At 70.7% G+C, this 13,332-nt stretch carries 11 protein-coding genes and 1 pseudogene; 6 read left to right on the top strand and 6 right to left on the bottom strand.

Annotation, left to right across the window (positions count from 1 at the left end):
- The first annotated feature begins 275 nt into the window (after positions 1–275).
- On the top strand, positions 276–1,784 hold the full coding sequence (locus QMK30_RS29565) for a glutamate-cysteine ligase family protein (RefSeq protein WP_283521386.1): 1,509 nt from the start codon (positions 276–278) through the stop codon (positions 1,782–1,784).
- Between the two features lie 248 nt (positions 1,785–2,032).
- Here QMK30_RS29565 and QMK30_RS29560 read toward each other — a convergent pair whose 3' ends face one another.
- Positions 2,033–3,805, bottom strand: coding sequence for a substrate-binding domain-containing protein (locus QMK30_RS29560; protein WP_283521385.1), 1,773 nt, complete (start codon positions 3,803–3,805; stop codon positions 2,033–2,035).
- A gap of 164 nt (positions 3,806–3,969) precedes the next feature.
- On the opposite strand from QMK30_RS29560, the gene QMK30_RS29555 reads away from it, so the two are divergent.
- Complete coding sequence (locus tag QMK30_RS29555) at positions 3,970–4,770, top strand: CPBP family intramembrane glutamic endopeptidase (RefSeq protein ID WP_283521384.1); 801 nt, start codon at positions 3,970–3,972, stop codon at positions 4,768–4,770.
- Positions 4,771–4,846: 76 nt separating this feature from the next.
- Here the strand turns inward: QMK30_RS29555 and QMK30_RS29550 are convergent, their stop codons facing one another.
- Positions 4,847–5,668 (bottom strand): PhzF family phenazine biosynthesis protein, encoded by an 822-nt coding sequence (locus QMK30_RS29550; protein WP_283521383.1) that lies wholly within the window; start codon positions 5,666–5,668, stop codon positions 4,847–4,849.
- Between the two features lie 205 nt (positions 5,669–5,873).
- Here QMK30_RS29550 and QMK30_RS29545 point away from each other — a divergent pair, with 205 nt between their 5' ends.
- A complete protein-coding gene (locus tag QMK30_RS29545) occupies positions 5,874–6,482 on the top strand; it encodes a PadR family transcriptional regulator (RefSeq protein WP_283521382.1) in 609 nt (202 codons plus the stop codon).
- A 133-nt stretch (positions 6,483–6,615) separates the two neighbouring features.
- On the opposite strand, the pseudogene QMK30_RS29540 reads toward QMK30_RS29545, so the two are convergent.
- Positions 6,616–7,044: pseudogene (locus tag QMK30_RS29540) on the bottom strand (type II toxin-antitoxin system Rv0910 family toxin).
- A 319-nt stretch (positions 7,045–7,363) separates the two neighbouring features.
- On the opposite strand from QMK30_RS29540, the gene QMK30_RS29535 reads away from it, so the two are divergent.
- Together QMK30_RS29535 and QMK30_RS29530 are read left to right on the top strand one after the other, a co-directional pair.
- A complete protein-coding gene (locus QMK30_RS29535) occupies positions 7,364–8,359 on the top strand; it encodes an EamA family transporter (RefSeq protein WP_283521381.1) in 996 nt (331 codons plus the stop codon).
- A gap of 160 nt (positions 8,360–8,519) precedes the next feature.
- Entirely contained in the window at positions 8,520–9,527 is a 1,008-nt protein-coding gene (locus QMK30_RS29530) for a DMT family transporter (protein ID WP_283521380.1), read from the top strand.
- 53 nt (positions 9,528–9,580) lie between these two features.
- Here the strand turns inward: QMK30_RS29530 and QMK30_RS29525 are convergent, their stop codons facing one another.
- On the bottom strand, positions 9,581–10,234 hold the full coding sequence (locus QMK30_RS29525; protein ID WP_283521379.1) for an FMN-binding negative transcriptional regulator: 654 nt from the start codon (positions 10,232–10,234) through the stop codon (positions 9,581–9,583).
- A 9-nt stretch (positions 10,235–10,243) separates the two neighbouring features.
- Positions 10,244–10,906 (bottom strand): pyridoxamine 5'-phosphate oxidase family protein, encoded by a 663-nt coding sequence (locus QMK30_RS29520; protein ID WP_283521378.1) that lies wholly within the window; start codon positions 10,904–10,906, stop codon positions 10,244–10,246.
- A 35-nt stretch (positions 10,907–10,941) separates the two neighbouring features.
- On the opposite strand from QMK30_RS29520, the gene QMK30_RS29515 reads away from it, so the two are divergent.
- Positions 10,942–12,276 carry an aminotransferase class I/II-fold pyridoxal phosphate-dependent enzyme gene (locus tag QMK30_RS29515; RefSeq protein WP_283521377.1) on the top strand — a complete coding sequence of 445 codons (1,335 nt, stop codon included), beginning with the start codon at positions 10,942–10,944 and terminating at the stop codon, positions 12,274–12,276.
- Here the strand turns inward: QMK30_RS29515 and QMK30_RS29510 are convergent.
- A complete protein-coding gene (locus QMK30_RS29510; RefSeq protein WP_283521376.1) occupies positions 12,267–13,286 on the bottom strand; it encodes a DMT family transporter in 1,020 nt (339 codons plus the stop codon). The two genes, QMK30_RS29515 and QMK30_RS29510, sit on opposite strands and share 10 nt — an antisense overlap.
- Positions 13,287–13,332: the final 46 nt, after the last annotated feature.

The following is a 13,332-nucleotide window of genomic DNA, read 5'->3' as shown; positions in this document are numbered from 1 at the left end:
GGAGAATCTCCCGTTTCTTCGGGAGCGCAGGGCTGTGGCCTCGAATTATCCCGCAGAAGCGGTAGGCCGAAAATCGTCGGCTTTTTTCACCAGCAGTCGCGGGCCCGGAACTACTTTCTGCTGCATGCCGAGTGAATGTGCCACTGGGAGCCTGCATCGAGGGTACTCGCCGAGCGGGTGGGCGCGGGGCGTTATGGATCAGACTCTCTGGGCATCATCGATCGTGACGCGAGCGCCCCGTGCTGCGGGACGCCCACTCGAGGAAGGATGCTGCGATGGGGGAGAAGGTGGTGGCCGGCGGGTTCGATCTGTCCGATCGGCAGAAGTACCGGCGCAAACTCCAGCTGTGCCTCCAAGGGCTCGATCAGCTGTTGGCCGAGAAGCGCTTCGACCGTCCCAAGAACCTCATGGGGGTCGAGATCGAGCTCAATCTCGCCGGGGCCGACGGTATGCCGAGGATGATGAACGCGGAGGTTTTGGAGCGGATCTCCAGCCATGATTTCCAGACCGAGCTGGGAATGTTCAATCTGGAAGTGAATATTGTTCCGCACCGGCTGGAGGGCCGGGTATTCGATCAGCTCTCGGAAGAACTGCGCACCGGCCTCGCGTACGCCCACCGAAAAGCGGTGGAGGTCGACGCGGGGATCGTGATGATCGGAATTCTGCCGACGCTCGGGCGTGCGGATCTGGTGTCGGCGAATCTCTCCGACGTGGACCGTTACGTCATGCTCAACGATCAGATCGTCGCGGCGCGCGGGGAGGACTTCGAGCTCGACATCGAGGGGGTGGAGCGCCTCACCTGTACCTCCGCCTCCATTACGCCCGAAGCGGCCTGTACGTCCGTGCAGTTGCATCTCCAGGTCACGCCGGCCCGCTTCGCGGATGTGTGGAACGCCGCGCAGTCCGTGGCCGCCGTGCAGATCGTGGTGGGTGCCAACTCGCCGTTCCTCTTCGGCCGTGAGCTGTGGCGCGAATCCAGGCCGCCACTGTTTCTGCAGGCCACCGACACCCGGCCGCCCGAGCTGCAGGCCCAGGGCGTGCGGCCGAGAACGTGGTTCGGTGAGAAGTGGATCGACTCGGCGTACGAGCTCTTCGAGGAGAACCTGCGCTTTTTCCCCGCCCTCCTGCCGATCTGCGACGAGGAGGACCCGCTGCTCGTGCTCGCCGACGGCGGGGTGCCGCGGCTCCAGGAACTGGTGCTGCACAACGGGACGGTGTACCGCTGGAACCGGCCCGTCTACGGGCTGGCCGACGGGGTGCCGCATCTGCGGGTGGAGAACAGGGTGCTGCCGGCCGGCCCCACGGTGACGGACGTGATCGCCAACGCCGCCTTCTACTACGGGCTGGTCAGGGCGCTGGCCGAGGACACGCGGCCCGTGTGGAAGAGGCTGCCCTTCGAGGCGGCGGCAGAGAACTTCGATGTCGCGTGCCGCCAGGGCATCGACGCCGAGCTGATCTGGCCGACGCCGGGCCGCGCGGCCGGCACGGCGCGGGTGCCGGGCGTCTCGCTCGTGCTCGACGAGCTGCTGCCCCTGGCCGCGGCAGGGCTCGACGCCTGGGGCGTCGAGCCCGCCGACCGTGACTTCTACCTGGGTGTCATCGAGCAGCGGTGCAAGCTGCGCGTCAACGGAGCCTCCTGGCAGGTGGACACCTTCCACCGCGCCCTGGAGGCCGGTCTTGAGCGCGAGGCCGCGCTGTCCGCCACCACGCGCCGCTACAGCGAGCTGATGCACGAGGGCGAGCCGGTGCACACCTGGCAGGCGGGCTTCCCGGCGCCTGCGTGAGGCGCCCCCAGGAGGCCCGCGTTGCCTGGTCGGTGGCGGCGTGCCGACGTGGTGGCCGGGGTGGCCGGGGTGGCTAGTACCGGTGTGGTGGCCGGTGTCGGTGGGGGCGGCTCGTGCCGGTGGGGTCGGCGGGGTCGCTGGGGTGTGCCTGGTGCCGCCCGTGCGGTGCTGCTCAGGTGCGGTGGTGCGGTGGTGCGGTGGTGTTGGCGTCGGCCGTTGTGCTCAGGTGCCGGAGGCCGGTCGTGGTGTCAGGCGCCCTGGCCCGCCTCCATGATCGCCTTGAGGATGACGGCGTGGATATCGGCCGGGTCGGTCACCTGGTACCCCCCGCCGCCGGTGACTGAGGCGATCTGCTCGACCTCCTCGCTGTCGGCGTCCGGGCCGACCGCGATGGCGATCAGCGGGACCGGCCGCTCGGGGTCCACGAGCTGCCTCAGTTCGGTGATCAGGCCGCTGCGGGAGATGCCATCGGTGTCCTGGTTCGAGCCGTCAGTGAGGATGACGACGGCGTTGAACCTGCCGCTCGCGTAGTCGGCCTGCGCGTCCTTGTAGGCCGCCAGCGTGGTGTCGTACAGCCCCGTCGCCCCATCGGGTACCGGGGAGAGGGCGGAGAACGCCGCGGAGAGCTTATCGCGGTGGGTGCGGCCGCCCGGCGCGGGGTCGCCGAGTCGGGTGGTCGCCACCTTCCTGCGGTAGTCGAGCGGGCCGTCCAGGTTCGTCGCGAAGTCCCACAGGCCGACCTCGTCGTCCGGGGTGAATTGCGCGAGGGCCTGGATCAGTGAGGCCTTGGTGACATCCATGCGGGTCTGGTCGCCGCGCCCCGGCACCAGGGTGGCCATCGAGCCCGAGGCGTCGACGACCGTCGTCAGCCGGGCGCTCTGCACGGTGATGGTCCACATGCCGAGCGTTTGCTGGATGTCCTTCTGGGAGGGCGCCTTCCCGGGGGCCGACGCGTAGGGCTGGGGCGCCCGGCCGCCCGCCGCCCGTACGACGGCCGGGGAGGCGGGCTTGTCGGGCGTACGGAAGCCGCGCCCGGCCAGGATATTCCGGCTCTCCCGCTCGCCGAGCAGGGTCATGAAGCGCAGGGCCGCGCGGCTCTCGTCGGTCGACAGCCTGCCCTCGTCGACCAGGGCGTACGGGTAGTCGAGCTGCGTGGTGCCGTCCGTCGGGTAGAAGAGTTCGAGCCCCTGCGTGCCGTCCTCGGTGTTGTGCGCGAAGGCTGCCTGCTCGGAGAGGAGCACGGCCTGATTCCGGCGGGGGTTGCCCTTCTCCGTGCCGGATTCGTCTTGCGCGAGGGTCTGCGACACCTGCTGGTCGCTGTCCGATATGCGCTGCGAGAGCAGCTTCGCGGCGGCCGCGACCTTGGTGTCGGCGTCGGGACCCTCGCTGTACGTGGAACCGGCGATGCTGGTGAGCCCGAGCAGTCCGGTGGCGCTGCGGGCGGGGTCCGCCGCGCCGAGGCGCAGCGTGCCCTTCTCGGTCGCGGCCTCGGAGAGCTGGGCCCAGGTGTACGTCTTCTCGGGCCAGCCGAGCGACTTGGCGGCTGAGGGGACCGTGGCCAGGGCGACCGGGGAGGAGGCGATATTGCCGACCGGGGTGAGCCGGACACCGTCGCCGGAACTCTGGGCCCGCTGGACCCACAGGTCGGAGTCGGGGATCCAGACCTGGTAGTCGGGCTCGGCCTTGCCCGCGCTGAGCGTGTCGGCGACCTTGTACGCGTCACGGGCGACGACGTCCACGTCGAGGCACTGTCCGTCGGAAGTGACCTGCTTGTCGCGAGCCAGAGCGGCGACCTCGCGGACAGCGGGGGCGACATCGGGGGACGCGACCACCTCCAGATGGACGGCGGAGTCGGCGCACGAGCCCGCGAAGGACAGAAAGCCCCCCTCCACCGCGACCGCGGCGCCCCCGGCCACTCCCAGGACGAGCACAGTGGCGATGGCGACCGTACGACGGCGTACCGGTGAGCGGGACCTGGCGTCGTCCCTCGCGTCCTCGTCGGGCAAGCTGTGACGTCCCATGGCGGTAGAGCCCCTCCTTGAATCGTGAACAAGGAAAAAGGGGGACTCCGCCACCGCAATGGCGCTCGTCCCCCGGCCTGTCGCGTGCGATCTTCGCACCTGCATTCGAGACCCTAGCGGGGTGGAGTTGGGGATGAGGCGGGATTGATGAACTGGAGGCAGGTGTGCAGGCGGAGGCGGGACAGGTGGCCGATTCTCATCTCGGACACGGGGTGACACGACGGATTTTCCGGACCGAAGTCCTGATTGTGCTCGCGATCTCGCTCGGCGCGAGCGGAGTGTCCTCCCTGATCAGATTCATCGGGGCGCTGACGAAACCCGGCGGTCTCAAGGACCAGGCAGCGAACCTGAACGGGTCGCAGGCACCGGGGCGGCCGTGGCTGGATCTGGCCTGGCAGTTGTTCGGCATCACCTCTTCGCTGGTGCCTGTCGCGCTGGTGGCGTACCTGCTGATGCGGGAGGGGACGGGGCTGCGCGTGATCGGCTTCGACCGGACGAAGCCATGGCCGGACCTGGGGCGGGGGGCGCTGGTCGCCGCGGGCATCGGCAGCGCCGGACTCGCCTTCTATCTGGTCGCCATCGAGGCGGGGTTCAACCTCACCGTGGTGCCGGAGTCGTTGCCCGAGGTCTGGTGGAAGTTCCCCGTACTGATTCTCTCCGCGGTGCAGAACTCCGTACTGGAAGAGGTCGTCGTCGTCGGGTTTCTGCTGCGCAGACTCGGGCAGTTGGGGTGGACGCCGATGGCGGCCCTGGTGGCGAGTTCGGTGCTGCGCGGTTCGTACCACCTCTACCAAGGGATCGGCGGCTTCGTCGGCAACATGGTCATGGGCGCCGTCTTCGTGCTGCTGTACCGGCGCTGGGGGCGGATCGGGCCGCTTGTCGTGGCCCATGCGCTGCTCGACATCGGGGCGTTCGTCGGATACGCGCTGCTGGCGGGCAACGTGGGGTGGCTGCCGACGGCTTGAGCGCGCATGAAGGGGGCGTACGGGTTTGTCCGTACGCCCCCTTTGCGTGTTCTTCCGCCGACCGGGGGTCGGGCCCTCAGGGGGAGGTCAGCATTTCGCCGTCGATGACGGTGACGGCCCGCCCGGTCAGCAGGGTGCGCTCGCCCCGCAGCGATGTACGTACGAGACCGGAGCGGGCCGAGGCCTGGAGGCCCGTCAGTTCGTCGCGGCCCAGGCGGGCCGACCAGAACGGTGCGAGGGCGGTGTGCGCGCTGCCGGTCACCGGGTCCTCGTTGATGCCGACCTGGGGGAAGAAGCCGCGTGAGACGAAGTCGTAGCCGCGCTGGGCGTCCTCGGCGGCGGCCGTGGCGATGATCCCGCGCCGGGAGTGAGCCACGAGCGCGGCGAAGTCGGGTGCGAGGGCCCGTACAGCCTTCTCGTTGGCCAGTTCCACCAGCAGATCCCCGGTGTGCGGACCCGTGTCGTGGGCCGAGAGGACTCGCGTGCCCAGCGCCTCGCCGACACCGTCGGGAACGGCGACCTCCGTGAGCGGCGCGGTCGGGAAGTCGAGCGTGAGCGAACCGTCCTCGTGCGCGGTCGCGGTGAGGACGCCGCAGCGGGCCGAGAAGCGCACGGTGCCGGTCGAGGCGCCCGTGGTGTGCAGGACGTGAGCGGTGGCCAGGGTGGCATGGCCGCACATGGCCACCTCGGCGGCCGGGGTGAACCAGCGCAGCGCCCAGTCGGCCTCGCCGCCCGCCGGGAGCGGGTGGGCGTAGGCGGTCTCGGAGAGGTTCACCTCGGCGGCGACCTGCTGGAGCCAGTCGTCGTCGGGGAAGGGGCCGGTGTCCAGCAGCAGGACTCCGGCCGGATTGCCGGTGAAGGCGCGGTCGGTGAAGGCGTCGACGATTCGAATCCTCATGGCACCGAACGTAGGGGCGGGCAAAGCCGCAGGCCACGGCCAATTTCTGGTGACTGGCCCCTTTTCATGCGGGCCGGATGCGGGCCCGGTGCGTGCCCGATGTGCGCCGGATGTGCGCCGGATGTGCGTTCCATGCTCGCCGAACACCCCATTCCGATATATCGTTGACACATCGCGACAGATCAACGACGAAAGGAGCGTAGTGATGCGTTCGCATGGAAATGGAGAGTGGGGACCCGGTCATCACGGTCGGGGTGACTCCGAGGGCCGACGTGCCGCTTTCGGCCCCTTCGGGCCGCCTTTCGGCGGACCGTGGGGCGGCGGCGGACCGGGCGGCAGGGGTGGTCCTGGCGGTAGGGGCGGACCCCGCGGCAGGGCGCGGCGCGGCGACGTCCGCGCGTCGATCCTGGCGCTGCTGGTGGACCGGCCGACGCACGGCTACGAGATGATTCAGGAGATCGGCGAGCGCAGTGGCGGGGCCTGGCGGCCCAGTCCCGGCTCGGTCTATCCGACTCTCCAGCTGCTCGAGGACGAAGGCCTGATCACCAGTGAGAGCGAGGGCGGCAAGAAGCTGTTCACGCTCACCGACGCGGGTCGGACCGAGGCCGAAGCGGGGCCGCAGGCCCCGTGGGAGGAAGCGGGACGCGGCGTCGACTGGGAGACGATGAACGAGATCCGGCAGGCCGGCTTCGGTCTGATGGAGGCGTTCAGTCAGGTCTGGAAGACCGGCTCCGCCGATCAGCGGCAGAAGGCTGTGGCAGTCATCAACGAGTCCCGCAAGAAGCTCTATCTGATCCTCGCCGACCAGGACTGACAGGTCCCGGCCGCGCACGGCGGCGCCGCGCGGTCATCCGCAGGGCGCCGCCGTCATTTCGCCGGACTGTTCGGGTGCTGGGCTGCCGGGTGGTGGGGCTGTTGCGTGGCGGGGGCCGTCGGGCGGAGCGTCGTCAGGTGACGAGGCCGTCGAGCTTGCGCAGCGACTCGCTCAGTGCCGCGCCCGCCGAGTCCTTGAGTTTGCCCGCCATCATGGAGACCGCGGCTCCGGTGAACTCGCCCTCGATGCGGACGACAGTGGCGTCGCCCTCGGGTGTGAGCGAGTAGCGCATGGCGAGGTTGACGCCCATGGGCCCCTTTCCCGTGGTCACCAGCAGCCGGGCCGGCTCCAGCTCCTCGACCGTCCAGGTCACCTCGGCGGGGAAGCCCATGAGCTTCAGGTTCTCCGCGTACGTCGCCGAGACCTCAAGCACCTCAGGGCCGCCCTTGGGGAAGTCGGTGTGGGTCGCGTTCCACCGGTCCTACGACGTGAAGTCCGTCAGCTGCGCCCAGATCTTCTCGGCCGGTGCCTCGATGCGTGCCTCCGCGCCGGCTTCGGCCATGCGACCACCCCTTCTCGTCGGCTCCGTGTCGCGGAACGTAGCTGTGCGAGGCAGAACATTCAATACTGATGAACTGTCAGAAATGGCTGCGCGGCGCGACCGAAGTGCCCGGCGCCGGGGAATCGCGTCAGAACCGCCAGATCTCGGCCGAGTCGAAGGCGTCGGAAGCCCGCGGGTGCGGGCCCTCGTCGTGGCAGTGGAAGGCCGCCCAGAACACGTCCGACCGATGCGCCGGCCGGGCGGCTCCGTGAGGACTTCCGTCGGATGTGACAGGTGTAACAGGGATGACGCTCCTGACGTCAGCTGACATGATGTGCCGATGCACGCGTCTCAGGGGAGGAGCGTCGGCCTGGGACTAGCCCTGGTATCGGCGTTCGCATTCGGTGGTTCAGGTGTCGCGGCCAAGCCGCTGATCGAAGCGGGGCTCGACCCGCTGCATGTGGTGTGGCTGCGGGTGGCGGGCGCCGCCCTGATCATGCTGCCCGTGGCCTGGCGCCACCGGGCGCTGGTCCTGCGCCGTCCCGCGCTCCTCGCCGGGTTCGGCCTGCTCGCGGTCGCCGGGGTGCAGGCCTTCTACTTCGCCTCGCTCTCCCGTATCCCCGTCGGTGTCGCGCTGCTCGTCGAATACCTGGCCCCCGCGCTGGTCCTCGGCTGGGTCCGCTTCGTGCAGCGCAGGCCGGTGACGCGCGCCGCCGCTGTCGGTGTCGTCCTGGCCGTGGGCGGCCTCGCCTGCGTCGTGGAGATCTGGGCCGGACTGAGATTCGACGCCCTCGGCCTGCTGTTCGCGCTCGGCGCGGCCTGCTGCCAGGTCGGCTACTTCATCCTGTCCGACCAGGGGAGCACCGGTGACGACGCCGCCGACCCGCTCGGTGTCATCGCGTACGGCCTGCTCATCGGCACGGCGGTGCTGACCGTTGTCGCACGGCCCTGGGGCATGGACTGGTCACTGCTCGCGGGCAGCGCGGACATGGGCGGGACCCGGGTGCCCGCCGTGCTGCTGCTCGGCTGGATCGTGCTGCTCGCCACCGTCGTCGCGTACGTCACCGGTGTGCTCTCGGTGCGCAAATTGTCGCCGCAGGTCGCGGGCGTGGTCGCGTGCCTGGAGGCGGTCATCGCGACTGTGCTGGCCTGGGTGCTGCTGCGGGAGCACCTGTCCGCTCCGCAGATCATCGGCGGAGCCGTGGTGCTGGTCGGCGCCTTCATCGCCCAGTCCTCGACGCCCAAGGCGCCGACCGGGCCCGTGGCGGGCGGAGCACCGGACACCCGTCTCCACGATGCGGACAAGCAGTTGTCCGCCGGACGCACCGCGCCCTAGGGTGTCGATCATGCTGCTGACAGCACTTCCGCCTCCCGCCGCGTAACGCGGGCGGCTCTCCCCTGACGAAGACCGGGCTCGGGCAGTCCCCGAGCGGTTCGTCGCTGCCCGCGTGCGGAGCCGAGCGACCACCAGTCCCGTCTTCACACGGAGAAGTCACATGCCCAGCTCTTCCTCCCTGCCCACGGGTCTGCCCACAGGTCTGCCCACCGGGCGCGGCCTGCTCTACCTGATCTTCGCCGGTGTCGCCTGGGGCACCGCGGGGGCAGCCGCCTCCCTGGTCTTCCTCCTCAGCGACCTCGGGCCACTCGCCCTGACCTTCTGGCGCTGCGTCGGCGGCCTGCTGCTTCTGCTGCCCGCCTGCCTGCTGCGCTCCCGAGCGCGCAGCACAACCGCGCACGCCGAGCCGCGCGGGCGCCGATTGACGCGCATCCTCGTCACCGGACTAGGGCTCACGGTGTTCCAGAGCGCCTACTTCGCCGCCGTACAGGCGACCGGCCTGGCGGTCGGCACCGTCGTCACCCTGGGCGCGGGACCCGTGCTGATCGCGCTGGGTGCCTGGCTGACCCTGGGGGAGCGACTGGGGCGCGGCGGGATCGCCACGGTCATGGGCGCGCTCGTCGGGCTCGCCGTGCTGGTCCTGGGCAACGACGGCGGCACGGTGCGTCCGGTGGGTGTGGCCCTGGCTGTGCTGTCTGCCGCCGGGTACGCGGCCATCACGCTGCTGACGCGTCGGCTCGGGCGCGACGGGGGCGGGGCCGACCCGGTCGTGACGACCGCCTGGGCCTTCGCGATCGGGTCGCTCGCCCTGTTGCCGCTCGCGTCGGTGGAGGGCCTGCTGCCGCACGGCGCCGAACTCGCGCGGGTGGTGTGGCTGATGGCGTACGTCGCCGCGGTGCCGACAGCCCTCGCGTACGTCCTGTACTTCGCCGGAGCGGCCGTCGTACGGTCCGCCACCGTCTCGGTGATCATGCTCCTCGAACCGGTGAGCGCGGCCGTGATCGCGGTCGCCCTGCTGGGGGAGCAGCTGACGGTGGCCACCGTGGTGGGAACGCTGCTGCTGCTCTCTGCGGTGGCGGGGCTCGCGGTCGCGGAGGCGAGGACCGCCGCCGCGACACGTCGGGCCGCGGTCCTCGTCCGGGTCTCCGGAACCGACCTCAAAATCTGACGGTCCGCGCCGGTCTGCCGTCTGCCGTCTGCCGTCTGCCGGATCTTCGGGCGCTACGCGCGCGTGGGGCCCGGGGTGCGGCGGCGCAGATGATGGGCGTACGCCGCCGTATCGTGCGCCCCCGCTCGCTCGGCCAGGCCGGCGGCCGTCCGCTCCTGGACGTCCTGCGGTTTGTGGCTGCCGTACTTGAACTTGGCCCGCACCTCGGTCACTTCGAGGCGCAGCCCGCGGATGCCCGACAGCATCCGGCCGTAGGGCGCCGCTCCGACGGCCGCCGGGGCCGACCCGCCCTCCGGCTGGAAGTGGCCGACCTGGACGTTCAGCAGATCGGCCTTCCGCGCCGGGTCGTCCACGAGGTGGGCGGTGCAGTGCAGTTGGACGGCGGCGTAGAAGCTGGTGGGCACGCCGTGTTCGGTCGGCGTGTCCGTCGGCGCCTGCCAGGGGCCGGGGACGAAGGCGTAGTCGTCCATGACGCTCAGTAGGACGTGCGGATCGGCCTCGACGGCCTTCCACAGCGGGTTCGGGCGGGCGAGGTGGGCGATGATCTCACCGTGCGTACCCGGCTCCGGGTCGTAGACGAAGTGCATCGGCTGGACGTACGGCGCTTCGCCCGGGAGCCCGTTGACGGCCAGTTGGCCGAAGTCGTGGGTGGCGAGCCACTGCTGCCACTCGTCGTCGAGCGGTGTGTCCCACGGGTGTATCAGCACGTCGACTCCTCACAGGGTGGTCAGGTAGTCGGGCAGTTGGACCGCCGGGTCGAGATCGTCGGCGGGAACCGGCGCACCGTAACCACGGGTCAGCGGGACGACGCCCGTCCAGTACGGGAGCGACGTGTCCTCGGGCTCGTCGTCGGGTCCGCCGCTGCGCACCTTGGCGGAGACCTCGTTCAGGTCCAGGGAGAGCACGGCGGTGGCCGCCAGTTCCTTGGCGTTGGCGGGGCGCGAGTCGTGGGAGCGGCCGGGGACGACGTGGTCGACGAGAGCGTCGAGAGCGGTACGCCGCTCCTCCTCGTCCCGTACCTGGTGGGCGATGCCGTGGACCACGACGGAGCGGTAGTTGATGGAGTGGTGGAAGGCGGAACGGGCCAGCACCAGGCCGTCGACATGGGTGACGGTGAGGCAGACGGCGAGACCGGGATCGGCCTGGCCGGCCATGCGGAGCGGACGCGAGCCGCTGGAGCCGTGCACGTAGAGGCGCTCACCGACCCGGCCGTAGAGCGTGGGCAGGACCACGGGCGCGCCGCCTCGGACGAAGCCGAGATGGCAGACGTAGCCCTCGTCGAGTATCGCGTGCACCAGGTCCTGGTCGTACGACGCGCGCTCCTTGGCCCGGGTCGGTGCGGTACGCCCGGTCGGCGCGTAGGAGGTGGTTTCCGACATTGCGTTCTCCATTGCACTAGTACATAATATTGATTGTGCTAGGAGAATATAGGATCAGCGGGCGGCGTGCATCGGAGATTGCCGCGAGTGTGGAGCGCGCGGTAGGTGCGGGGGAGCTTTCGCCCGGCCAATCGCTGCCGCCCATGAGGGAGTTGGCCGGCGATCTGGGGGTCAACCCCAATACGGTCGCGGCCGCCTACCGCACTCTGCGCGAGCGCGGGGTGATCGAGACCTCGGGCCGCCGGGGCAGCCGGGTCCGCCTCCGGCCCGCGAGCACGGCCCGTGAATCCATCCGGGTCGATGTCCCGCCGGGGGTGCGTGACCTGGGCAAGGGCAACCCGGACCCCGCCCTGCTGCCGCTTCTGCGCGACGCGCTCGCGGCCGCGGCCCGGCACAGCGAGGATCGGCCCGGTCTGTACGGACAGGAGCCCGTCGATCCGGAGTTTGCCCGGCTCGCGCGGGCCGCGTTCGACGCCGACAGAGTGCCGGACGGCCCTGTCGCCGTCACCTCGGGAGCCCTGGACGCCATCGAGCGCGTACTGGCCGCGCACCTGAAGCCGGGTGACGCGGTCGCCGTGGAGGATCCCGGGTGGGGCAGCCTGCTCGACCTCATCCCGGCCCTGGGGCTGCGAGCCGTCCCGGTCGCGCTCGACGACGACGGGCCACTGCCCGGTGAGGTCGAGCGGGCGCTGCGCGCGGGAGCGAAGGCGGTCGTGGTCACCGACCGGGCGCAGAACCCGACCGGCGCCGTGGTGGGCGCCGCGCGCGCCGCCGAACTGCGCGCCGTGCTGGCCGCGCATCCCGGGGTGCTGCTGATCGAGGACGACCACGGGCACGGCATCGTCGACGAGCCGCTGAGTCCGCTCGCCGGGGTGATGGACAGTTGGGTGTTCGTGCGCTCCGTGGCCAAGGCGTACGGGCCCGATCTGCGGATCGCCATGCTGACCGGGGACGCGGTCACCCTGGACCGGGTGATGGGCCGCCAGCGACTCGGTCCCGGCTGGGTCAGCAGGCTGCTGCAGCGGACCGTCGTACACCTGTGGACGTCCGGGGCGGTGGATGCGGCGGCGGTCGCGCGTGCGTACGGGCTGCGGCGCGACGCCCTGGTGGCGGCCCTGGCGGAGCGCGGGGTCGAGGCGTACGGGCGCAGCGGCATGAATGTGTGGGTGCCCGTGCCGGACGAGACGGGGGCGGTTGCGCGCCTCCTGCACGCAGGATGGGCCGTCGCGCCGGGGGCGCGTTTCCGGATGGCCGCGCCCCCTGGCGTACGCCTCACGGTATCGACGCTGGCCCCGGAGGACATCGGCCCGGTCGCGGACGCGGTGGCTTCGGCGACCGGCCCCGCGCCGCGCGGCCGGCGCTACGACTGACGGGCGCCGGGTGCGACTGGCGCAAGCTCGCCATGGCTGGCGGTCGTCGGGAGATCACGGTCGCGCGGTCGGCCCCGGCTCTGGGTGAGGGCGGCGCCCGCCAGCACGATGGCGGCTCCGACGGGGGTGTTCCACCCCAGGTGTTCGCCGAGGACCGCGACGCCCGCGACCGTGGCGATGACCGGGATGAAGTACGTGACCATCTGTGCGGTCGTCGGGCCGATCTCGGCGACCAGGCCGTACTGGAGAAGCACCGCGAGGCCGGTCCCCAGGGCGCCGAGAGCCAGTACGGCCAGCAGCGGAACCAGCGGGAACGAGGTGGGCAGGGTGGTGAACAGCGGTGTCACCAGAGCCAGTTGGACCGTGGCGATGAAGAGCTGCGCACCGGTCATCGAGAGGTGGGAGTCCTTGCTGCCCGCCAGGGTGCGGCGCACATAGATCCAGCCGACCGGATAGCTGAGAGAGGCGAGCAGCGCCATCGCCGTGCCGCCGAAGTCCAGCCCGGAGAAGCCCTGCCAGGCTCCCAGGACCGTCAGGACGCCGATGAACCCGAGTCCGAGACCCGCGACGCGGCGGCGGGTCGGCCGGTCCTCGGACAGGGCGACCATCGACAGGGCCATGCCCCACAGCGGCGAGGTGGCGTTGCAGATGCCCGCCAGGGTCGAGGGAATCGTCAGCTCGGAGTAGGCGAACAGCGAGAACGGCAGGGCGTTGAGGAAGAACGCGGCCACGGTGAGATGGCCCCAGGTGCGGGCGGAGCGTGGCAGCCGCTCCCGCTTCACGGCCATCGCCACGGCGAGCACCGCCGTACCGAACACCAGCCGTCCGAGCGTGACCTGGAAGGGCGCGAACGCCTCGGTGCCGACTTTGATGAGCAGGAAGCTGAAGCCCCAGACCAGCGAGAGCACCCCGAAACGAATGCGCCAGTCCACCGCCGGGCGCCGGGTGGGGGAGGCGGGGGCGGGAGCGGAGGCGTCCGGCTGGGTTCTGGGCGGGGTCGCGGAGCTCATGGGGTCAACCTTCGCGCGGACCATCTCTTAGCACAAGCAAGATTAA

It is taken from the genome of Streptomyces sp. H27-C3, from assembly GCF_030063415.1.
GTDB lineage: Bacteria > Actinomycetota > Actinomycetes > Streptomycetales > Streptomycetaceae > Streptomyces.
The sequence above is the reverse complement of the archived record's forward strand: the minus strand, read 5'-3'. Positions and strand labels throughout refer to the sequence as shown.

Bases quoted from the DNA above. Each gene is read 5' to 3' on its own strand.
- QMK30_RS29535 (WP_283521381.1), top strand. From the start codon at position 7,364: ATGCACGCGTCTCAGGGGAGGAGCGTCGGCCTGGGACTAGCCCTGGTA.
- QMK30_RS29510 (WP_283521376.1), bottom strand. From the start codon at position 13,286: ATGAGCTCCGCGACCCCGCCCAGAACCCAGCCGGACGCCTCCGCTCCC.
- QMK30_RS29550 (WP_283521383.1), bottom strand. From the start codon at position 5,668: ATGAGGATTCGAATCGTCGACGCCTTCACCGACCGCGCCTTCACCGGC.
- QMK30_RS29565 (WP_283521386.1), top strand. From the start codon at position 276: ATGGGGGAGAAGGTGGTGGCCGGCGGGTTCGATCTGTCCGATCGGCAG.
- QMK30_RS29560 (WP_283521385.1), bottom strand. From the start codon at position 3,805: ATGGGACGTCACAGCTTGCCCGACGAGGACGCGAGGGACGACGCCAGG.
- QMK30_RS29520 (WP_283521378.1), bottom strand. From the start codon at position 10,906: ATGTCGGAAACCACCTCCTACGCGCCGACCGGGCGTACCGCACCGACC.
- QMK30_RS29545 (WP_283521382.1), top strand. From the start codon at position 5,874: ATGCGTTCGCATGGAAATGGAGAGTGGGGACCCGGTCATCACGGTCGG.
- QMK30_RS29530 (WP_283521380.1), top strand. From the start codon at position 8,520: ATGCCCAGCTCTTCCTCCCTGCCCACGGGTCTGCCCACAGGTCTGCCC.